Source organism: Nocardiopsis alkaliphila YIM 80379 (assembly GCF_000341005.1).
GTDB classification, from domain to species: Bacteria; Actinomycetota; Actinomycetes; order Streptosporangiales; family Streptosporangiaceae; genus Nocardiopsis; species Nocardiopsis alkaliphila.
The window spans coordinates 16,619-36,919 of the sequence record NZ_ANBD01000144.1 but is presented as its reverse complement, the minus strand read 5'-3'; the positions used below and the strand labels follow the sequence as shown (position 1 = coordinate 36,919).

Here is a 20,301-nt window from a genome sequence, read left to right as displayed (position 1 = left end):
GAATTGGCAACATGGTGAAGAAGACCGCGGGGCGTCCGCGATTGTTCGACCGTGAGCTCGCACTGAGACGAGCCGCGTGCCTGTTCTGGCGGCATGGCTTCTCGGGGACCTCCACACGGATGCTCGTGGCATCCCTGGGCATCTCCAATTCGAGCCTGTACGCAGCGTTCGGCACCAAGGCGGACCTGTTCGACGAAGCGGTGCGCACGTACGCGCTGCGGTACAGCGCCATCTATGAACGTGCGGTGGGTGAGACCACGCTCGAGCGGGTCATCGAGCGGGTGTTGATCGACTCCGTGTATGAGTTCGGCCGAGTCGAGGAAGGACATCCGGGCTGCCTGACCAGTAGCGCCGCCATGGCGGACACTTCCGCCACGTTCGATGTCCGCGGGTATGTCGCCGATCTGCAACGTTTCGACGAAGACCGACTCCGGGCGCGCATCGAGCGAGCGGTGATCGAGGGGGACGCCGCGCCGACGACGGATCCCACCGTGCTCACGGGACTGGTGCAAACGGTGTGGCAGGGCCTGTCCGCCCGGTCCGATCTGGGTGCGGGTAGGGAAGAACTACTGGCCGTGGCTCACCTGGGTCTGGAACTCATCGGCCGAACATGCCTCACCGAGGTGCCTCGGTGACCCACTGGTCATGAACGTCGACGAGATCGCCTTGGAGGTCGATGCCCTCGGTGACGTGGTGGACGATGACCAGGAGTGAGACGCCAGAGTGAAGGGTCCGAGTACGAGGTGCGGAGCAGTGCGTCCATGTCGATCCGGTCAGCGGGGTCGTTCTAGGCGTGGCCACCGCCCCCCCATCCCGATGGGAGGGACACCGGTCGATCCACTGGTTCATCGCCTCAGGCCCGTGGGCCACTACAAACGTGGGTGCCGCTCATCGAGATCCTGCGCTGCTCCGCGTCGGGATGGACTCAGGCGTCAAGCCCCAGCTCCTCGACCACGGCGACCACCTTCGCGCGGTCCTCGCCGGACAGGCCACGGATCGGGGTGGGAAGACTCGGCGTGGACACCAGGCCCAGGTGCTCGGCGATCACCGCGACCACGCGCAGGCTGCCGTGCTCGGCGAACAGGTCCCACAGCGGGCGCAGCCGATCGGAGGCTTCGATCGCGCCCGTCGCGTCGCCTTCGCGCGCGGCACGGCTGATAGCCAACGTCGTCTCGGGCAGGGTGCCGCCGATCACCGAGTACCAGGCGTCACAGCCGGCGTTCAGACCGGTCGCACCGAACACGTCCCCGGAGACCCCGAGGGTGAGGTGTTCGGGAAGAAGTCTGCGCAGCGCGGCGACGTGCGCGGCTGCCTCGGACGGGTCGGCGGGCACACCGGGGATCTTGATCGAGGAGACCCCAGGGAGCTCCGCCACCGCCCGATACAGCTCATCGGTGAAGGTGAAACGGGTGGTGCCAGGGTTGTCGTAGACCACCAGCGGTACCGAGAGTTCGCGGGTCACGTCCTCGTACAACCCGAACACGTCGTCGGGCGTGAGCGGCTGGTAGGACATCGGGGCGAGCAGCACGGCCGACGCACCCGCGCTTTGGGCGTCCTCGGCGTGGGCGAGGACGTCGCGGGTACGCAGAGCCCCGATGCCCACGATCACCGGGATACCGGCCGCGTGTTCAACGGCCAGCCGGGCCACCCGAGCGCGCTCGTCCCGATGCAGGTAGGCGTAGGAACCGGTCGATCCCAGTGGGGAGATGGAATCGACCTCGGCCGCGGTGAGGCGATCCACCAGGCCGACGAAGGCCGCCTCGTCGACCTCCCCCGTAGAGGTGAGTGGGGTGAGCGGGAAGGCACTGAGGCCGGTGAGCGCCATGGGGCTCCTTCAACGAAAGCAGTGGAAAAGCGGGTGAACGCGAACACTTGGCCGGGAGCGACTCGCGAGGTGCCCCACTCCGGCGTCCACAACGCGCCCCTCAATGTGTACCGTGTCGCCCGCCCCAGCCCTGGGATCAGGTCCGTTGGTTCAACCATTCCAGACAGCGCTCACGGAACCACAGCGATACTTCGAGCACCCGCTGACCTCCATCGCCCAAGAGCACCTGGAGTGGGAAACCCGGACGCCGGTTCAGCGAATCCTCGGGCAGGTCGACACCAGGGACCGCGTTGAACCTGTGCAGCAGCTCCCTACGCAACGCCACGTCGTCGAACGGCGGACGGCGCGCCATGTGCTGGAAGACCACCTCGGCACGGCCCGACATCGGATACAGCACGAGCGCCCAACGCCAGTCGGCGTCCACACCCTCGTCCCAGGCGAGAAGGAAACAGCTGGTGTCGGTACCTCCGCCCCACACCAGACCACCATCGGCCCTGGTCCACTCATCGATCAGTGCCTGAGTCGCTCGCACGACGTCGGGCCGTTGGTTCTCCAGGAGAAGCGCGTGAAAGCGCCGCTCTCGTTCGACGAACTCGTCCACTTCCAGACCCACCAGCTCGGCCAGCGTGGCCGCCGGTGCGAACCCCTCAGGGGCCGCTCCCGCTTCCTCGGCGGCTCTGGTGTCCTTGAAGATCCGTTCCCTGCGCGCGACGTCGGTGGCCTCTCGCAGGTGCTGAGACACCGTCTCGGTTTTCGCCCCCACCAGTACGGCCAGTTCCCGGTGCGTGGTCCAACGGTCGGTGGCCAACATCGCCAGAGCGTGTTCGAGTTGTTGGGCGAGGTCTTGCCCGATCCTCTCCGGAGTCTGAGCCCCGGAAGTGGCCGGGGCCGGCCACAGAGCGCAAGCGTGGTCCGCGAGAAGGGCCGCCCGGGCCTCGATTTCCGGCCTGCCCCAGCTGGGAGCGTCGGCGATCTGGCGGTTCATACTCAGACCGCTGGACTGGAAGATCTTCTGTTTGCGCTCGAACATGTGGTTGGACAGCTTCGAGTTCTGCGCGGTCAGCGTCAGGTTGCCCAGGGTGTGCAGCAGACGCCCGTGCAGTTCGCTCTCGGTCTCGTCCGGGTCGGTCTGCTTGCGCAAGACCTCGTACCACTCCTCGGTCATGCTCTGTGGCATGACGTGCTCGATGCTCACCTTGGCCTTGCCGAAGTCCACCGGCTCGGGGGAGTCGAAGGCCTCCTCCAAACGGCGTAGGACGAATGTGCGCTGCAAAGCCTGGCCCGACCTTGCTACCGGGGGCAAGGAGTGCGCTTTCCTTGCTTTTGGTAGCAGGATCACGCCGGAGGAGCACCCACCGGCCACACCGGTAACGTTTCCGGGCGGCTCAGGAGGTAGGTGAACGGCCCACGGCTCCGACACCTACAGCCGGGCGGACCATCAGGCCTGGGGGTTCAGCATGGCCGCCGCCGTGGCCATGTCGGTCTGGGCACCGGTGGTCAGCGCGTACAGGCCGTACCCGATGGGGGAGGCGTCCCACAGGTGCCTGGCCTGGGCGGCCAGGCCGGGGTGGGCGTGCCCGCCCGCCTCCTCGTACGCGGTCAGGGTGGCCCGCAACATCTCCTCGCCGGCGGCGCCGTACTGGAAGGACAGGTCCCGGGCGGGATCGTCCACGCGGGCCGTGGTCCAGTCCAAGACCCCGGTGATAGCGCCCTGCTCATCGAGCAGCACGTGCGCGGGGTAGATCTCGCCGTGGGTCATCACGGCCTGTTCGGGCCAGCAGGTGTCGTCCTCGAGCCAGGCCCGCCAGGCCTCGGTCAGGGCGGGGGAGACGGTGAAGGCCTCGCTCACGCGGGCGATGTCGTCCCGCCAGGCCTGACGCACCCGGTTCGGGGTGCGGACCTCCACGTCCGCGGCCTGGGCCTGCTCCGGGGTGATGGAGTGCAAACGGGCCAGCAGGCGCCCCAAGCGCTCGGCGTAGTCCGGGCTTGCCGGATCCATGTGCCAGTCGGGCTCCCCGGCCTCGGTCAGGGTCAGGCCCGGGGCGCCGGGCAGGGCCGGATAGGCGATCAGCTCGGGGGAGCGGACCCGCCAGTCGGGGACCGCGACACCCTCCTGGGCCAGGGCGGGGGCGACCAGGTCGAGGATGCGCGTCTCGGCGGCCATGCCCTCACAGACGTCGGCGCGGCGCGGTAGGCGTAGCACCCACCTCTGGCCGGTCGCGTCGAAGGCCATGACCACGCGGTAGTCCAGGCCCGCCTCGTTCACGGTGGCGCCCCGCGCGGACAGGTGCAGGCCGTGGGTGGCGGCCAAGGCGATCACGTCATCGATCGTGCTCATGGGACCATGCTCCCACCCGGGCCCGCGCCGGCTCCAGTTCTTTTCTCGCAGGCTCCGCAACCGAATGGCGCTTTCGGAGAAGGGCGGCTCATGTCCCGAACCGGTACGGCCGCCTTGGAGCCCGGCCACTCAGGAGAGGAAGGGGCCCTGCGGTCAGCCCCGGCTCGCGGCCCGCCACACCCCTCATTTCCCCCGGTCAGGGGCCCGACGTCAATAGGCTTGGCACCTATGTGTTGGTACCGGTCGTCATAGGAAGGCTGGGGCGGCGTAGCTGATGGACAACGACGAGGCGGTCTACGGCGGTTCCACACGGCCGCCGAACCCCGAGAACCCGCCCCTGTCGGAGCGCATCGGCCTGGACGCCGAGCCGGACGAGAGCATGGAGTGCTTCGCGAGCCTGGCCACGTACCTGCTCCAAGCCCCGGTGGCGGTCTCCCTGGCGGAGGAGGACCGCCACATCCTTCCCGGCCTGGCGGGGTTGGGGGAACCATGGGCCTCCGCCCGACAGGTGCCGTTGCCACACACGGAGGTCTCGGACACCCCATCCCTCGACGGCTTGGCCCAGGATCCCTTCGCTTCCGTGGCACACGTGGCCCGAGCCCTTGGGGCGCACACCTGGATAGCGGCACCGCTCACCGATGTGGACGGAACCATCCTGGGTTTCGTCCTCGCGATCGACACCGCCACACGCATCTGGGGGGAAAGAGAACGCGAAGCCCTGGGCGAACTGGCACATCTGTGTGCGGCCGAATTGATCCTGCGTCTTCGTGTGGAGGAGAACGCGAAGGCCCGGACGCAGGCACGGAGGGCCTACGACCGTTCCCTGCTGCTGATGCGCACCGCCGAGGAGTTGGCCGGGACCACGGACCTGACCCTGATACGGCGCGCGGCCAAGACGCTGATCACCCGCGACCTGGGAACCGTCCTCGTGGAGTTGATGCTGGTGGAGGGCAAATTGCTGCGCCGCGTCAGTGACCCCGAGGACCCTTCGCACGCGGCGGCGACCGATGCCGAATGCGCGCTGAACAGCGATCGGCCCGAGGCGTACGCGGCCCGCACCGGGACCATCGTGGAAGTGCCCGACGCCGCCGCCATCGAGGGTCTGCCGCCCGAGGTACGGTCGGCGTTCCATCGAACGGGACTGGCCGGCGCGGTCTTCCTCCCCCTGCCCGTCGGTCCCGCCCCCGTGGCCACGCTCGTACTGGGGTGGGACGTGCCGCACGAGATGGACGTCGCCGAACGTGCTTTGCTCCGCTCCCTGGCCGAATACGCGGCCCGCGCCGTGGAACGGGTGTCCTACGTGGCCGGCCGGGTGCAGGCCGCGCACGCGATGCAAAAGGCCATGTTGCCCGAGATCCCTCACATCGAGGGCTTGGAGATCGAGGCCCTCTACCGACCCGCGGCCCTGGGAGCCACGGTCGGTGGCGACTGGTACGACGTCTATCCCCTGATCGACGATGAGAGCGGGACCCTGGCGATCACGGTCGGCGACATCACCGGCCACGACCTCCAAGCGGCCATCTTCATGGGGCAGGTGCGCACCATGTTGCGGCAGGCCGATCTGGACCACCCCGGGCACGGGCCCGCACGGGTGCTGGCGGCCCTGGAGCGCGCCAATCGTGACCTGGATCTTGGTGCCAGTGGCACGCTGGTGCACGCCCACCTGAAGCCGCTAACCGAAGGGTGGTTGTTGACATGGACCAACGCGGGCCACATGTGGCCCTTGGTCGCTTCGGCCGATGGGCGGATCGAGCGGTTGAACGAGCACGACCCGCTCTTCCACCCCGATCTCCCGGTACCACCGCGCACCGAGCACCGTCTCCTCCTGGAACCGGGCAGCACGTTGCTGATGTTCACCGACGGGCTGGTCGAACACCGTGATCAGGACATGGACACGTTCCTCGCCCACACCGAACACATGCTCTCGGCCGGCCGTGACCGGCCGCTGACGGAACTGTTGCGGTGGATCATCGAGGAGAACGTCTCCGAGGTACGCGAGGACGACGTCGCGCTGCTGGCGGTACGGCTGAAGGACGAGGACCCGGCCGCCGAGCGGCACGTGCGCGTCGCCGGTTCGGACCATCGGTCTCAGTACGTGACGGCGCCCAGGGAGGCGGAGCGGACGAGTTTCGCGTACTTGCCCAGGACACCCTCCGCAGGCTCCTCCGGCAAGGGCTTCCACCGGGCCCGGCGTTCCTGAAGCTCCTTTGCGTCGACGTGCAGATCGATGGTGCGCCGTGCGATGTCGACGGTGATGCCATCCCCCTCCTGGACGAAGGCGATGGGTCCCCCGTCGACCGCCTCCGGGGCGATGTGGCCCACGCACAGACCCGTGGTGCCGCCGGAGAAACGCCCGTCGGTCAAAAGCAGGACGTCCCGGCCCAGGCCGGCCCCCTTGATAGCGGCGGTGATGGCCAACATCTCCCGCATCCCGGGACCGCCCTTGGGCCCTTCATCGCGGATCACCACGACGTCCCCCTGACGAATGTCCCCGGCACCGAGCGCTTCCAGTGCCGCCTGCTCGCGGTCGAACACACGCGCGGGACCGGTGAAGACCTCGGCGTCAAAGCCGGCGCTCTTGACCACGGCGCCTTCCGGAGCGAGTGATCCACGAAGGATGGAGATGCCCCCGGTGGGATGGAGAGGGTCCTCGAGGCGACGCAGGACGGTCCCGTCGAGGGGCTCGGGCGCGAGGGCCTGGAGATTGTCCGCGACCGTTCCACCCGTGACGGTGAGGGCGTCACCATGCAGGAGCCCCGCGTCCAGGAGCGCCTTCATCAGTACGGGAACACCACCCACACGGTCGACGTCGTTCATGACGTAGGCGCCGAACGGCTTGAGGTCGCCGATGTGGGGGACTCGGTCGCCGATGCGGTTGAAGTCGTCGAGTTCGAGGTGGACCTGGGCCTCATGGGCGATGGCGAGCAGGTGCAGGACGGCGTTGGTGGAGCCACCGAGCGCCATGGCCACGGTGATGGCGTTCTCGAACGCCTTCTTCGTCATGATGTCGCGCGGTCGAACGCCTTGTTCGAGCATGGCCACCACCGCCTCACCGGAGCGGTGCGCGTAGTCGTCGCGGCGCCGGTCCGCGGACGGGGGAGAGGTGGATCCGGGCAGGCTCATCCCCAACGCCTCGGCGATCGAGGCCATGGTGTTGGCCGTGTACATCCCACCACAGGCGCCCTCACCAGGGCAGACGGCACGTTCGATCCGGTCGAGGTCGGCGGTGCCCATCCGGCCGGCCTTACAGGCCCCCACACCCTCGAAGGCGTCGATGAGGGTCACGTCCTTCTCGGTGCCGTCGGACAACCTCACCCACCCGGGCGCGATGGTGCCCGCGTAGACGAAGACGGAGGCCAGGTTCAGGCGTGCGGCGGCCATGAGCATGCCGGGCAGCGACTTGTCGCAGCCGGCGAGCAGCACCGACCCGTCCAAGCGCTGCGCGCGCATGACCGTCTCGACGGAATCGGCGATCACCTCGCGGGAGACGAGGGAGAAGTGCATGCCGTCGTGGCCCATGGAGATGCCGTCGGAGACGGAGATCGTGCAGAACTCCAAGGGATAGCCACCACCTGCGTGCACACCCCCCTTGGAAGCACGGGCCAGACGATCCAGGGAGAGGTTGCACGGGGTGATCTCGTTCCATGAACCGGCCACACCGATGAGTGGTTTGTGCCAGTCGCCGTCGCCCATGCCGAGCGCGCGGAGCATGCCGCGGGCCGGCGCCGCTTCGATGCCGTCGGTGACGGTACGGCTACGGGGTTTGGGGTCGATGTCCATCCGGGTGCCCCTCCTGAAGTGGTGGTGGACTGAAAGGGTCGTGCCTGGCCCTGGGAGCCCCGGGGCGCAGAGCCCGCCGCCCTCGGCTCGTGTTCCTCGTGGGCGAGGTGCCAAGACACCGAGGACGATCCCGGTGGGCACCGGGATCGCCCTCGGGTGTTCAGGGACGGGGCGGGAGAGCGGGCCTCAGCCACGCTCCTTCTGGATCCGCTCGATCAGCATCTGCTTGCCCTGGTCGCCGGCCTTCTTGTTGTTCTCCTGGATCCGACGGAACCACTTCGCGAGCTCGTCGTCGCCTTGGCTCTCCGCGTCCTTGATGTAGCCCTCCAGACGCCAGACGTTCTCCAACGACTGATGAACGGCCCAGATCAGGTTGTAGTTCTTGTCCTTGAGCGGGCTCGACGGTTCGGCCATGACAACCTCCTCGATGTCACGATTTTCCCCTTCGCAACCCCGCCTGCCCGAACCCGCCGGCCGTTACACGTGGTCACGGTAAATGACTTTTGGTTCCTTCCTCCGCCCGGTGTTCCGGCTTCGAGACGGATGATGGGAAGGGCCGAAGGCGTCATGACCTCCGACTCGCAGGGTCTGGCGGGTACAAGGTGCTGAGAGGCGGGCATGACCGCAGCGAGACCGGGGAGCTCCCGCAGGAGCCTCACCTGCTCCGTGGACACCGACCGAGATCTCGTGCGGGAGAAGGTCACCGGCAGGCCCGCGGTGCTCGGTCGGTTCCTCGCACCAGAGGAAGGGGACGGGAATGGACGCGGCCTTCGACACCACCCACTGGAGCGACTTCGGAGTCGCGGTCACCGGAGCCAGCGCCGCGCTGGCCGGTCTGCTCATCGTGGCGGTGTCCATCAACCTGCAACCGATCCTGGCCAACAGGGGCCTGCCCCGCCGGGTCTTCATCGCCCTGGTGTTGTTGACGACACCGCTTCTCTTCTCCGTGGTGTTGTTGATCCCCGAGGAGTCGCCCAGGTTCGTGGGTTCGGCGTTGTCGGCCATCGGTCTGGCCAGTGGGGTCATCCTGGGAGTGGCCGCGTCTCCCTCCTCTCGGCCGGTGGAACGCTCGCTGCTCCAATGGTTGATCGCCCCCGTCATGCCCGCGATGTCGCTGTCGGTCTCGATCGTGCTGGCCGGGATCGGGGTCCTCACCGGAACGATCGGGGGGCTCTATTGGCTGCCCGTCGCCTTCGTCGCCTCGGTGCTCGGCGGCCTCGTGCAGATGTGGGTGCTGCTCATCGAGATCCTGCGCTGATCCGTGTGGGCAAGGCCTGGGCAGCGGTGCCCGCGGACACGCCCATGGCCCGAGCGAGATGGAATCGGTCAGGTGGGACGTTCGAGACGCTTTCGCGCCTCATGGCCCGCTACGCCGGCCTCACGTGGGAAACACCGGGTTACCCACTGGTACGCGAGGTCGGTCCGGGTACATGGAGGGTTTCGGTGCGCCCACGCACGCCTGTCGGTGCCCGTGGGCGCACCCGAATCCATCGGACCTGGTCCAAGGCGGCCGGAGCAGGCCGAACAAAGAGCCCGCTCCCCGGACCGGCGTCTCGGGAACGAACACCATGATCCGCCTTGGAATCAAGAGACCAGGTTCTAGGGGCGGACGAAACGTCAGCCCAGGTCGGCGTTGAGGTCGTCCTCGCCGAGGGCGGGGCCGTGTTCATAGGCCCTGAGGGGCTCGTTGGCGGGGACCTGGGGGTAGGGAGGCACCTCGGAACCCGTCAGTCCTGTGGCCGGCAGCGACAGACTGTGGTTGGCGAGGTAGTTGGCGACGTCGCTGCGCAGGATGGGCAGCAGGCTGTACAGCTGGTCACCGGGGCACTGGGTGGAGTTGAGGTCCCGATGGCCGATGATCGCGCTGGTCGGGCGATTGTAGAAGTAGCACAGCCAGGCGCAGGTCTGGATGAGGGAGCTCCAGAGCGCGCTGGTGGGGCCCACCGAGGTGTAGGTGCCTTCGTTCTCGATGCCGACGGCGACACCGTTGTAGTTGGCGACGTGCGTGCCGACCAGGTGGTAGCCGCGATCGACCGCGAGTAGCGAGCCGGCACGGCCTTCCATGATGTGTCCGCCTCGGCTGATGGTGAACTGCTGGCCGCTGTCGATCCAGCCGTTGTTGTCCATGTGCCAGTTCTGGATGCCACGGGACAGTGAGTAGGCACGTGCCAAGGAGTAGTCGGTCTGGTTGGCGGTCGCGGTGTGGTGCACCACGATGTAGGTGGGGGCTCCGGGAACCGTCTGCGGGGTGCTGCGCGGGGCTCGGGCGTTCCAGGCGGAACGGTTGCGGATGGTGGGGTAGGGCGCGTTGGCGAGTGAGGTCTCCGCCTGGGCCGGGGCCGCGAGTCCGCCGAGGGCCGCGGTCCCCGCGGCCGCCGCGGAGGTGAGGAGCATGGAACGCCGGGAGATGATTCTGGGACGGAAGTCATGAGAGCGGGTCATTTCGCCATCCGAGTATCAGGGGGTTTCGGGCGTGGCGAACGTAACATATTTTCGCGTACATGTCTGGAGGTGAAAGTAAACTTCGTAGTTCGAGGAGAGGGCTTCCGGTCACTGTCCGGATCCGTTGACTTTACGCCCAATGATCCGATGATGGGATTTTAAGTGTCCAGCCGAAAGGAAACGATTCGAAAGTCTTCCTGGTGAGGTATTCGGTGGTCGGCGCGGGTCGGCCTTCCTTGGTCACGATCGACCTCGCCCTCTTCCGTAGCGCCACCGGAGCCAATGGAATCCGGCCCAATAAGGGGTCTTTCCATTGTCGAAGTGTGTGTTTATGGTGGAAAACCGTTTGCCGGACGTTCCGGTGAACTTCGTGAATCTGATCGACTCCGGGTCACGAAAAGGACTTCCCGCACCCACCGGAGCGGGAGTCCTCCTCCCCCGCCAATCCCCCTTTGGAGAATCAGGGACATGAGACCCTCCCCCGTCGTCTCCGCCATCGGCTCAGCGACCCTGGCCTTCGGCTTGGCGTTGTCCATGGCCCCGGGGGCCCTCGCGGCCCCCGGCCCGATACCCCGCGATCCCGTCGCCGACGACCACACCACCGACATGATGGACGCGCTCAAGCGCGACCTCGACCTGACCCAGGCCGAAGCCGAATCACTGCTGGAAGTCCAAGAAGCCGCCCTGGACACCGACGCCGAGGCGACCGAGGCCGCCGGTGACGCCTACGCCGGCTCCCTGTTCGACACCGACACCGAGGAACTCACCGTCCTGGTGACCGACACCGCGGCCGTCGACGCGGTCGAGGCCACCGGTGCCGAGGCCACCGTGGTCTCCTACGGCACCGAGGGTCTGGCCGAGGTCGTGGAGGACCTCAACGAGGCCTCCGCCCAGGAGGGCGTGCTGGGCTGGTACCCGGACGTGGCCGGCGACACGGTCGTGATCGAGGTCCTGGAGGGCTCCGGCGCCGACGTCGACGCCATGGTCGCCGAGGCCGGCGTGGAGGCCTCCGTCATCCAGGTCGTGGAGACCGAGCAGGCCCCGCAGGTCTACGCCGACATCATCGGTGGCACACCCTTCTATACCGACAGTGGCCGCTGCTCGATCGGGTTCGCAGCGACCAACGGTGCCGGGCAGCCCGGTTTCGTGACCGCGGGCCACTGTGGCGGTGTCGGTACCCAGGTCACCGTCCCTCCCGACGGGGTGGGAGTCTTCCAGTACTCGAGCTTTCACAGTGGAGACATCGCTTTCGTCCGTGGTATCTCCAACTTCACCCTGCGCAACCTGGTGTCGCGCTACGGCTCCGGTGGCCCTCAGGCCGTGACCGGCGCCAACCAGGCGCCCATCGGCTCGGTGGTGTGCCGCTCCGGCTCCACCACCGGCTGGCACTGCGGCACCATCCAGGCCCGCAACCAGACGGTGCGCTACCCACAGGGCACCGTCCATGGGCTCACCCGCACCAACGTGTGCGCCGAGCCCGGTGACTCCGGCGGCCCCTTCGTCTCCGGTACCCAGGCCCAGGGCGTCACCTCCGGTGGCTCGGGCAACTGCCGCACCGGTGGCGCGACCTACTACGCGGAGCTCACGCCGATGGTGAACTCCTGGGGCGTGAGCATCTACACCGGCTGACAGGTTCCGCCCACGGTGTCCCCGGCCACGAGAAGGGGTGGGGACACCGGACTTCGCGGAGCCGTCCGACCATCGCCCGCTGGGCCGTCCGATCACCGGAGGCGCCCCCGGCCCGGCGCTGGTGTGGTCACCAGGACCTCGTGGTCCGACGAGACCCCTCCCAAGGTCGAGAAAGCGGTCGATGATGTCCCCGGGAGGGGGTCGCGTCGGGAGAACACCGATCCGGGCCGGAAGGGTCCGGCGGGTGTGTGCGGCTTCGGGGCGGGTCCGGCTCGGGGGCGCACGGCCGTGCGCCCCCGCGATATCGGTGAGTGACGGGATGGGCGGTGCGCACTCACGGGCCCGGGATCGCGGCCGGTGCGCCCCCGACAACGCAAAAACCCCTGACCTTGCGACGTTGTCGCTGGTCAGGGGCCTTTGCCTCTGGGGTGAGTGACGGGACTTGAACCCGCGACATCTTGGACCACAACCAAGTGCTCTGCCAGCTGAGCTACACCCACCATGTTCGCCCGGCCTCTCGGCCGTGCGTACATAAGAGATCCTAGCCGATCCCAAGGAGTGCTTCGATCAGTTTTCCGGTGCGGGTTCGACGAGAGCCGCGTCACGTGCCTTCACGCCGGTGCCGCCCTCGACGGTCTCGGCGGCGATGGCACGGGCCAGGGAGGAGTCGGGGCCGGGCTGGGGCACGAACGCGGCGGCGCGGAAGTAGCGCAACTCGCGGATGCTCTCGGTGATGTCGGCCAGGGCTCGGTGCCCTCCGTTCTTCTCCGGGCTCGCGTAGTACACACGCGGGTACCAACGACGCAGCAGTTCCTTGATGGAGGACACGTCGACCATCCGGTAGTGCAGGTACTGGTCGATCTGCTTCATGTCGCGCGCCAGGAAGGTGCGGTCGGTGGCGATGGAGTTGCCGCACAGCGGGGCCTTGCCGGGTTCGGGCACGTACCGGCGGATGTGTTCCAGCACGCGCTCCTCGGCCTCCTGGAGGGTCACTCCCTTGTCCAACTCTTCCAACAGACCCGAAGTGGTGTGCATGTCCCGGACGAAGTCGCCCATCTGGTCCAGGGCCGCCTGCGGAGGCTTGATGACGACGTCGACGCCCTCGTCGAGGACGTTGAGCTCGCTGTCGGTGATCAGACAGGCCACCTCGATCAGCGCGTCGTTCTCGAAGTCGAGGCCGGTCATCTCACAGTCGATCCACACCAAGCTGTCGTTCATACCGGTCAGCTTATGGGTTTCGGACGGTGAAACGGACAGCGGGCGGGCCGTGGGTTCGTGACCCACCGCCCGCCCTGCGGTCCTTTAGTCCCAAACGAACGGGTCGCTCATGCCTTGGGGAAGACCGACACCGAAGATGTCGTACATCCAGTCCCACACGTCCCAGAACTGCAGGTAGGCCAGGACGAGGACGACCAGGAAGATCAGGGCGAAGGTCAGGCAGCCGCAACCGCAGCCACCCTTCTTCTTCTTGGGCTGCTGGTGGGGCGGCCGACCGTAGGGTCCCGCCGGCGGCTGACCGTACGGCCCGGGAGGCCCGCCCGGTCCCGGGCCCCACTGGGGACCGCCCGGGGGAGGCCCACCCATGGGGTTGGGGCCGGGATGCCCGGAAGGCCCGCCCATGGGTGGGGCGCCCGGGGGCGGACCGAAACCCCTTGGGGGGTGAGCGGGTGGTGGTCCGGGAGGACGCCCGCTCATCGGCGGCTGACCGAACTGGCCGGGAGGTGCGCCGTACTGCTGCGGAGGTGCTCCCGGGGGAGGGGCCTGAGGCGGCGTTCCGGGCGGTGGGAAGCCGGATGGCTGACCATAAGGCCCTGGCGGTGGCTGTTGGTGGCCGAAGGAGGGGGCCTGCTGTGGTCCGGAAGGCGGTTGCTGTGGTCCCGAGGGCGGTTGCTGGGGTCCGGGGGGCGGCTGGGCGGGATACGACGCGCCCGGTCGCTGCCCGGTGGGGGCCTGGCCCGACTGTGGTCCCGAGGGCGGCCGGTTCGGGCCCGAACGCGCCTGACCCGGGTTCTGTGGGGTCCACTCCGCGGGCGGTTCAGGGGCCTGGGGCGCGGCGGGAGCTTGCTCGGCGGCCTCTTCTGCGCGCTTGCGCTCCTCTTCGGCCTGCCTTCGCGCCTCGGCCTCCTTGCGGAGCCGCTCCTCCTCGCGCTTTTGCGCGGCTTCCTCCTCGGCCTGGCGGCGCTGTTCCTTGCGCTCTTCGGACAGGTCCGCCCAGCCCTCCTTGAGGTCGCCGAGGAACTTGTTGAACTTGCCGCCTTTCTTGTCCTGCTCGTCCTCGGTGCCCCCGGAGAACATCGGGTCGTCGGGATCGAAGACGGCGGTGCCTGCGGGCCCCTGGTCGGCGGCGTTGGGGTCGAAGACGGCGGTGCGCGGGGTGTCGCCGATCTGGTTCGGGTCGAATACGGCGGTGCGCGGGGTCTGGCCGATGTTCTCCTCGGTGAGATCGGCCGTGGGCATCTCATCGCCGCCCAGGTCCCTGGTGGGGACCTCATCGGTGCTATGTCCGGGCAGGTCGGAGGGATCGACCCGGATGGTCGCGCCGGTTTTTCCGTCTCCGGGTCGCCCCCCGCCGTTCAGGTCGGTGGTGGCCTCGTCGTCATCGGAGTCCTGGCCCCAGGAAGAGGGGCTGATGCGTACGGTGTCGGGCTCTTCGTCCATCGGCAGGGCGGTCGCGCCCGTGTTCGCCTGGGACGGGTCGGTCCGCGTGGTGTTCGACTCGTCGTCGATGGGGGGATCGGCCGGGGGACGCTGGGCGGCGGGATCGCTTTGCCAGGAAGGATCGATCCGAACCGTGCCCTCCTCGTCCGAGGGGGGCGAAGGGGCGGAGGAGGTGGTCTGCCGGGACCAGGAGGGGTCGAGGCGCACGGTGCTCGGCTCATCGTCGATCGGGGCCGGTTCAGGGGGCGTGGGGCCCAATCTGACCGTACCCTCGTCGTCATCGGAGGAGGTGTCCTCCGTCCGTCCACCCAGGTAGGTGGTGGCGGCTTCCTCGTCGGAGCCACCGGCGCCGCCTTGGAGTTCGCTCAGTGAACGGGTATGCCGCGTCCACTCGTCACCGTTCCACCATCTGAGCGTCTGTGCGTCGCCCTGCGGGTCGGCGTACCAACCCGGCTCGATAGATCCACCCATGGCCGACAGACTAGAGGGTTTTGGGGCAGTACTTAACCAGTGGTGTCCGTTTCTTCGCGAAGGTGATGTTTCAGGAAGGGGTGTCAGCACTCTTGGTGGTCATGTCATGACCGATGGTCGCCATTCGGGGTGCTCATCCGATGTCGACGAATCGCCCGAAGGTGCTTTGACCTCTTGTTCTTTCGCCAGACCGGAGAATTCGGCCAGCACGCGCTCCGGGTGGATGTGGCCAGGAGCGGTCGAGGTCGACCCTGGCACCTGGTCGTGGCCGAAGTGCCCGCCGCGGGACCAGGTCCGCCTGGCCTGCTCGGGTCCCATGTTCTTGAACCCGGGTGGGCCGGCCGGCCAGGTGCGCGGCACTCCCCAAGAGTCCAGCCACTCCAAGAGGCCGAACAGTCCCACCATGGGACCTTCGGTGAACGGTTCCCCTTCCGTGGCGACCACGGCCACCACGAGGCATACGCGCCCCTCGTCGCCATGGTCCACGTGATGTTCGCCCATCGAGGCACCGCCAAGGGCGATCCCGGCGCGGTGGGTGGCGGCCAATGATTGGGCGACCTTCCCGTTCACCGGATTCCACACCAGATGCGCGGCTGCGCCCTCGTGGATCAGACGCCGGGCCTCCTCCCGCGCCGACCACGCGTTCGGATCCGTCCCGGTCACCGTCCAGACCGCGCGTGGGGCCCCGATTCCGTTGATGGTACGGACGAGCCCACCATCGATCCTCTCGGCGCCGGGCATCCACGCCTTCGCCATGCGATTCCCCCTCCGGTCGTACCGGTGTCCAGGTTCAGGATCCGAGCCGGAAGGCAGCAGGCGGATCCGGGTCCCTCTCGTAGTACGCCACCCGGGATGAGAAGTCCATAGCCCTTCGACGGATGGTCAGATTCATGTCACCTTCCGTTCCGTGGAGCCGGCGAAAAGGACAGTCCCGTCTTGGCCGGCGCCGGCCCTCGAGAACGACCGAAGGCCGGGCCGTGGTCTCGTCCACGGCCCGGCCTCCGATACTGCTCGGCCTGTGCGCGCCCCTTGATGCCCTTGGGGCAGGCGATCAGTTCTCCTCTTCCTCCTCGGTGGCGATCCGCAGGGAGAAGGCCTGGAGGAAGATGTCACCGATCTCGGTGGGGTCCTCCGTCATGTAGGCCGCGCCACCGGTGGCCGCGGCGATCTGCTGCAGCGGTTCCAGGTTCTGTACGTCCGGCCCGAAGGCGATCGTGATGATCGGGATGGGGCGGGAGGGGCTGGCCAGCTCCTCGATCTGCTCCATCAGCTCCTCCAGCTCCATGCCGCCGGGGTTGTCGTTGTCCCCGTCGGTGAGCATCAGGATCACGTTGGTGCGGTCGGGGCGGTAGGTCCGCGACATCTCCTGGTAGGCGGCCAGGTAGGTCTCGTACAACGCCGTGTCGCCCTGCGGCAACGGCGTCAGGGCCTGCAACGCGGACGCGATCACGTTCCGCTGTTCGTTGCCGGCCTCGTCGATGGCCTGCAACTCCCTTATCGGCACGATCTCCTGGTGGTGGACGTCGCCGTTGACGTTGGTGGAGAACTCCCACAGTCCCAGCTCGGAGGTCTCGGAGAACATCTGCAGACCCTCGGCGGAGGCGGCACCGGCCACCTGCATGCGGGTCAGGCCGGTGCCCGGGACCTCGGCCAGCATCGACCCGGAGATGTCCACGATGGTCAACACTCGCGAGTCCATCTTCATCTGGTTCCAGGAACGGGTGAGGTCGGTGATGGAACCCTCCGAGGGTGCGGGCAATTCGTCGGGTTGTTCGGCGACGAATCCGGCCTCCCCGGTCAGCACGGAGGTATCGGCCTCGCCCTCGGGGCCTCGGAAGCCTTCCTCGAGCAAGCGCTGAAGGGCCTCGTCGGAACGCACCGCGCTGCGGAACACCTCGGCCGCGCGGGTGATGTCGCTTTCCTCGCTGCGCACGATGTACGGGTAGTCGAGGAAGTAGGTGCCGTCGTCCAGGTAGCCGGGCCGGGCGGGGTTGTCGCCGTGGGCGGAGTTGTAACGCCACACGGCCTGCTCGGACATCACCATGACGGGCGGGGCGGAGGCGTCACCGCCACTGAGCGCGAGGAAGGCCGCGTCCTCGTCGGCGGAGGCACCCTGGTGCAAGGATTGCAGGGCGGCGGTCATGTGCGCGTTGAAGGTATCGGCGTCGGGGCTGGCCTCCTCCAAGGCGCCGTGCAGCAGATAGAGGGTGCCCAGGCCACTGGAGCTGCGGGCCGGGTCGACCACGCGTACGGTGCGCCCGCTCTCCTCCCCAGGGGCCGCGGTCGGGACCACGTCCATCCAGGTGGTGGGGTCGTCGTCGGCCTCGGAGTACTCGGCGAGCTCGGCCAGGACCAGCGGGGTGCGGGCCACCGAGGTGCCGGTCTCGGTGATGACGGCGTCGCCGCTCTGGCTCTGCACCAGGCGGGTCCACACGGAAGAGTCCGGGATCCAGACGTCGGAGTCGGTGTCACCCATGGTGGCGCCGGAACCGGTGATGCCGTAGGCGACGTTGGCCGAATCGACCTGACGGACGTCGGCGCGCACACAGCTACCGTCGACGGCGTGTTCCTCGGCGTTGAAGTCACTGGCCACGTCGGTCAGCGCGGGGCCCAGTTCGGGGCTGACCGCGATGTCGAGTTCGATGTCGGAGCCGCCGCAGCCGTCGGCCTGACCGAACATGTACACGCCCGCCACGGCGAGACCGACCACGATCACCATGGCGGCGGCGAGAGCGGCGATCGCCCCACCACGGCCGCGACGACGCTTGCGTCGGCCGGAGGGTTCTTCTGCGTATTTTCCGCGGTGACGTCCCACAGCTTTCCTCACGGGGTGGTGTACGGACGGATCTCGTACAGGGGGATGAGCAGGTACAGGGGGTGAGTGGTACGGGTGAATCCGTACGTACCGGTTCGACTCAGGAGTGAGACGAACGCGAGTCTGTTACTGCTGGGAACGGTACTCAACGCCTCAAGCAGAGTGAATGGGGGTCGAAACGGTCGGATACGGGTGGTGTCCCGGGTAAGCGGGGGCAAACCTGAGCGGACCAGCGCTCACCTTGGGGAATCCGGTCGACACGGACACGTTCAGACCCGGAGAAGCGGTCTGACCGAAACCCGATTCCGATATCCAATCGAGACCAGTGGGGGCGAGAGTCCTGTCCTTGGATCCCCCCGAGGCCGACCGGTTCGCGTTCGGTCGGCCCCGGAGAAGACCCACCGCCGTTCAGTTGTCGCAGTTGGGTACGCACAGGCGACGGGAGATCGAGCTGAGGAAGAAGTCGCCGATCTCCGCGGGCTCCTCGGTGACGAACGACGAACCGCTCGTGGCCCGGGCGATCTGCGCCAGTTCCTGCTCCTTTGCCTGGTCACCGAAACCGATGATGAACATAGTGACCGGCCGCTGTGGATCGAAACGGTCCTGTAGGGCCGCGACCAGTTCGTCGTGCGAGATATCGCTGGATCCCTCGTCCTGGCCGGCGGTCAACAGGATGACGCTGTTGATCTTGTCCTCGTCGTAGTTCTTCTGGACCTCGTCGTAGGCGGCCAGGATGTTGTCGAACAGGCGAGAGCCACCGCCCTGGACCTCCAGCTCGTTGGCGACCTCGGTCATCTCCTGTCGGCGAGTGACGTCGCGGGCGTCGGCCTCGCCCAACGGGTGCATGTCGGCGGCTTCGTCCCGGCCGATCTCGCCGTACTCGTCCGACATCAGCCATAGGCCCATGTCGGTCTCGTCCGGAAACATCGACAACCCGAGTAGGGCGGCCTGCTTGGCGACCTCGATCCGCGCCGGGCCGCCGTCGAGGTGCTCGGACATGTTCGCGGAGGCGTCGGCCAGCACCAACGTGCGGCTGGGCATCGACAATCGGTTCCAGTCGGTGACCGAGGCCAACAGCGCGTCCCCGGTCAGACGTTCGTGGGTGGGCGGGGGCTCCTCGAGGATGCCGGACTGGTCGGCGAGTACGGAGGCCGCTTCGCCGCTCGGGTCGCGAAAGCCCAGTTCGCGCAGGTGTCCGCGGTGGGGGTTGGTACGCACGATCTCGTACAGGTCGGCGGCGGCGTTCCGTAGCGCGGGGTCCTCGGTGACGGTCACGTACGGGTAGTCCAGGCTGACGGTGCCGTCACTGACGTAGTGCGCCTGGAGGGCGGGCGCGGAGTCCGCTCGGCGCTGGTTGTAGGACACCACGGCCTGTTCGGGAACGGCGATCACCGGGGCCACTCGCTCCTGGGAGGCGGCCGAACCGGTGAAGACGGTGGTCAGGTCGATCTCGCCGAAGGTCGAGTCGAGTTGGACGTCGCGCACGAAGTCGGTCATGGCGGTGTCGGCGTCGTCGCCGCTGCCCAGGTGTTCGCGGATCGCGTGCATGACCGTCATGCCGTCGGCGCCACGGTTGGGGTCGACCATCACCACCGGGCGGTCGGGGTCGCGTGCATCGGGCAGCAGCATGGTCCAGTCGGCGTCGTCCTGGTCCGGCATGCCCTCGGTGCCGGGTGGTGCGGCCAACACCACGGGGGAGGCGGCCAGGGAGGGCGGGTCGGTTTCCAGGCCTTGAGCCCCACCCGAGGAGACGCGGGCCAGCTCCACCCAGGCGGAGGACTCGGGGACCCACACGTGCGGGCTCAGGGTCGAATCCCCCAGTTGGTTGCCGGACAGTGAGTCCATGACCCGGTGCGGGGCGATCTCGTCGACCTGTGCGTACACGCACGCACCGCCGTAACTGGGGCGGTCCTCGTTGAATTCGGTGGCGGCCTCGCGCATCACCGGGGCGATGCTCTGGGTGGTGGACACGCGCAGGTAGCGGGTGTCGCCACAGCCGAGGGCGTTCATGCCGACCGGAACGGCGATGGCCGCGAGGGCGATGACGGCGACGATGACCGCGGTGACCCCCAGGGGCGACCGCGCCACCTTGCGGGTGGTGACGACGGTCGATGAGGGAAGTCGGTGGCGTCCAGCGGACACGGTTACTCCGGGGGTATGACTGGCTCCGGCCCCCGGTTTTCCGGGGCCGGGGTTCGTGGCGCGGAGGCCGGGCGTGGCACCCGGCACCCGTGGAAGATGGTGAAGAGGTGAACCGTTGGCGCGCGGGTGGCGTCCTATAGGACATCAAGGACGATCCGACCTGAACACGAACGATTCCTCACCGGGACCTTACTGGTTGGT

At 67.9% G+C, this 20,301-nt stretch carries 16 protein-coding genes and 1 tRNA gene; 4 read left to right on the top strand and 13 right to left on the bottom strand.

Going from position 1 to position 20,301, the window contains the following annotated elements; translation table 11 throughout:
* Positions 1-11: 11 nt before the first annotated feature.
* Positions 12-635 (top strand): TetR/AcrR family transcriptional regulator, encoded by a 624-nt coding sequence (locus D472_RS0120065; protein WP_017606248.1) that lies wholly within the window; start codon positions 12-14, stop codon positions 633-635.
* A gap of 290 nt (positions 636-925) precedes the next feature.
* Here the strand turns inward: D472_RS0120065 and D472_RS0120060 are convergent, their stop codons facing one another.
* The 3 genes from D472_RS0120060 to D472_RS0120050 form a co-directional block, all read right to left on the bottom strand.
* Positions 926-1,825, bottom strand: a complete 900-nt coding sequence (locus D472_RS0120060) for a dihydrodipicolinate synthase family protein (RefSeq protein ID WP_017606247.1) — start codon at positions 1,823-1,825, stop codon at positions 926-928.
* A gap of 136 nt (positions 1,826-1,961) precedes the next feature.
* Complete coding sequence (locus tag D472_RS26075) at positions 1,962-3,098, bottom strand: HNH endonuclease family protein (RefSeq protein WP_017606246.1); 1,137 nt, start codon at positions 3,096-3,098, stop codon at positions 1,962-1,964.
* A 165-nt stretch (positions 3,099-3,263) separates the two neighbouring features.
* A complete protein-coding gene (locus D472_RS0120050; RefSeq protein WP_017606245.1) occupies positions 3,264-4,163 on the bottom strand; it encodes a macrolide 2'-phosphotransferase in 900 nt (299 codons plus the stop codon).
* Positions 4,164-4,437: 274 nt separating this feature from the next.
* Between D472_RS0120050 and D472_RS27815 the strand changes: the two genes are divergently transcribed.
* A complete protein-coding gene (locus D472_RS27815) occupies positions 4,438-6,363 on the top strand; it encodes a SpoIIE family protein phosphatase (protein WP_083903540.1) in 1,926 nt (641 codons plus the stop codon).
* Here the strand turns inward: D472_RS27815 and ilvD are convergent.
* Together ilvD and D472_RS0120030 are read right to left on the bottom strand one after the other, a co-directional pair.
* Entirely contained in the window at positions 6,252-7,943 is a 1,692-nt protein-coding gene (ilvD, locus tag D472_RS0120035) for a dihydroxy-acid dehydratase (protein WP_017606242.1), read from the bottom strand. The genes D472_RS27815 and ilvD overlap by 112 nt on opposite strands.
* 186 nt (positions 7,944-8,129) lie before the next feature.
* Entirely contained in the window at positions 8,130-8,357 is a 228-nt protein-coding gene (locus tag D472_RS0120030; RefSeq protein ID WP_017606241.1) for a hypothetical protein, read from the bottom strand.
* Between the two features lie 343 nt (positions 8,358-8,700).
* Here D472_RS0120030 and D472_RS0120025 point away from each other — a divergent pair, with 343 nt between their 5' ends.
* Positions 8,701-9,201, top strand: coding sequence for a hypothetical protein (locus tag D472_RS0120025; protein ID WP_017606240.1), 501 nt, complete (start codon positions 8,701-8,703; stop codon positions 9,199-9,201).
* A gap of 359 nt (positions 9,202-9,560) precedes the next feature.
* On the opposite strand, the gene D472_RS0120020 is transcribed toward D472_RS0120025, so the two are convergent.
* Positions 9,561-10,385 (bottom strand): peptidoglycan recognition protein family protein, encoded by an 825-nt coding sequence (locus tag D472_RS0120020; protein ID WP_017606239.1) that lies wholly within the window; start codon positions 10,383-10,385, stop codon positions 9,561-9,563.
* Positions 10,386-10,853: 468 nt separating this feature from the next.
* Here D472_RS0120020 and D472_RS0120015 point away from each other — a divergent pair, with 468 nt between their 5' ends.
* Positions 10,854-12,014, top strand: a complete 1,161-nt coding sequence (locus D472_RS0120015) for a S1 family peptidase (RefSeq protein ID WP_017606238.1) — start codon at positions 10,854-10,856, stop codon at positions 12,012-12,014.
* A gap of 424 nt (positions 12,015-12,438) precedes the next feature.
* On the opposite strand, the gene D472_RS0120010 is transcribed toward D472_RS0120015, so the two are convergent.
* The 7 genes from D472_RS0120010 to D472_RS0119985 form a co-directional block, all read right to left on the bottom strand.
* A tRNA-His gene (locus D472_RS0120010) sits at positions 12,439-12,514 on the bottom strand.
* A 67-nt stretch (positions 12,515-12,581) separates the two neighbouring features.
* Positions 12,582-13,232, bottom strand: coding sequence for an oligoribonuclease (orn, locus tag D472_RS0120005; RefSeq protein ID WP_017606237.1), 651 nt, complete (start codon positions 13,230-13,232; stop codon positions 12,582-12,584).
* An 84-nt stretch (positions 13,233-13,316) separates the two neighbouring features.
* Positions 13,317-15,143 carry a DUF2510 domain-containing protein gene (locus tag D472_RS29330; protein WP_152448015.1) on the bottom strand — a complete coding sequence of 609 codons (1,827 nt, stop codon included), beginning with the start codon at positions 15,141-15,143 and terminating at the stop codon, positions 13,317-13,319.
* Between the two features lie 99 nt (positions 15,144-15,242).
* Positions 15,243-15,899, bottom strand: a complete 657-nt coding sequence (locus tag D472_RS0119995; protein WP_017606236.1) for a hypothetical protein — start codon at positions 15,897-15,899, stop codon at positions 15,243-15,245.
* 295 nt (positions 15,900-16,194) lie between these two features.
* Positions 16,195-17,958 (bottom strand): substrate-binding domain-containing protein, encoded by a 1,764-nt coding sequence (locus D472_RS0119990; RefSeq protein ID WP_017606235.1) that lies wholly within the window; start codon positions 17,956-17,958, stop codon positions 16,195-16,197.
* Between the two features lie 8 nt (positions 17,959-17,966).
* Positions 17,967-18,107, bottom strand: coding sequence for a hypothetical protein (locus tag D472_RS28490; RefSeq protein ID WP_161625121.1), 141 nt, complete (start codon positions 18,105-18,107; stop codon positions 17,967-17,969).
* A 259-nt stretch (positions 18,108-18,366) separates the two neighbouring features.
* The gene (locus tag D472_RS0119985) at positions 18,367-20,100 is read right to left on the bottom strand and encodes a substrate-binding domain-containing protein (RefSeq protein ID WP_017606234.1); all 1,734 of its coding nucleotides are present in this window, start codon (positions 20,098-20,100) and stop codon (positions 18,367-18,369) included.
* Between the last annotated feature and the right edge of the window lie 201 nt (positions 20,101-20,301).

Excerpts from the sequence above, each read along its gene's own strand:
- D472_RS0120065 (WP_017606248.1), top strand. The coding sequence starts at position 12 with ATGGTGAAGAAGACCGCGGGGCGTCCGCGATTGTTCGACCGTGAGCTC.
- D472_RS0120060 (WP_017606247.1), bottom strand. The coding sequence starts at position 1,825 with ATGGCGCTCACCGGCCTCAGTGCCTTCCCGCTCACCCCACTCACCTCT.
- D472_RS0120050 (WP_017606245.1), bottom strand. The coding sequence starts at position 4,163 with ATGAGCACGATCGATGACGTGATCGCCTTGGCCGCCACCCACGGCCTG.
- D472_RS27815 (WP_083903540.1), top strand. The coding sequence starts at position 4,438 with ATGGACAACGACGAGGCGGTCTACGGCGGTTCCACACGGCCGCCGAAC.
- ilvD (WP_017606242.1), bottom strand. The coding sequence starts at position 7,943 with ATGGACATCGACCCCAAACCCCGTAGCCGTACCGTCACCGACGGCATC.
- D472_RS0120030 (WP_017606241.1), bottom strand. The coding sequence starts at position 8,357 with ATGGCCGAACCGTCGAGCCCGCTCAAGGACAAGAACTACAACCTGATC.
- D472_RS0120025 (WP_017606240.1), top strand. The coding sequence starts at position 8,701 with ATGGACGCGGCCTTCGACACCACCCACTGGAGCGACTTCGGAGTCGCG.
- D472_RS0120020 (WP_017606239.1), bottom strand. The coding sequence starts at position 10,385 with ATGACCCGCTCTCATGACTTCCGTCCCAGAATCATCTCCCGGCGTTCC.
- D472_RS0120015 (WP_017606238.1), top strand. The coding sequence starts at position 10,854 with ATGAGACCCTCCCCCGTCGTCTCCGCCATCGGCTCAGCGACCCTGGCC.
- orn (WP_017606237.1), bottom strand. The coding sequence starts at position 13,232 with ATGAACGACAGCTTGGTGTGGATCGACTGTGAGATGACCGGCCTCGAC.
- D472_RS29330 (WP_152448015.1), bottom strand. The coding sequence starts at position 15,143 with ATGGGTGGATCTATCGAGCCGGGTTGGTACGCCGACCCGCAGGGCGAC.
- D472_RS0119995 (WP_017606236.1), bottom strand. The coding sequence starts at position 15,899 with ATGGCGAAGGCGTGGATGCCCGGCGCCGAGAGGATCGATGGTGGGCTC.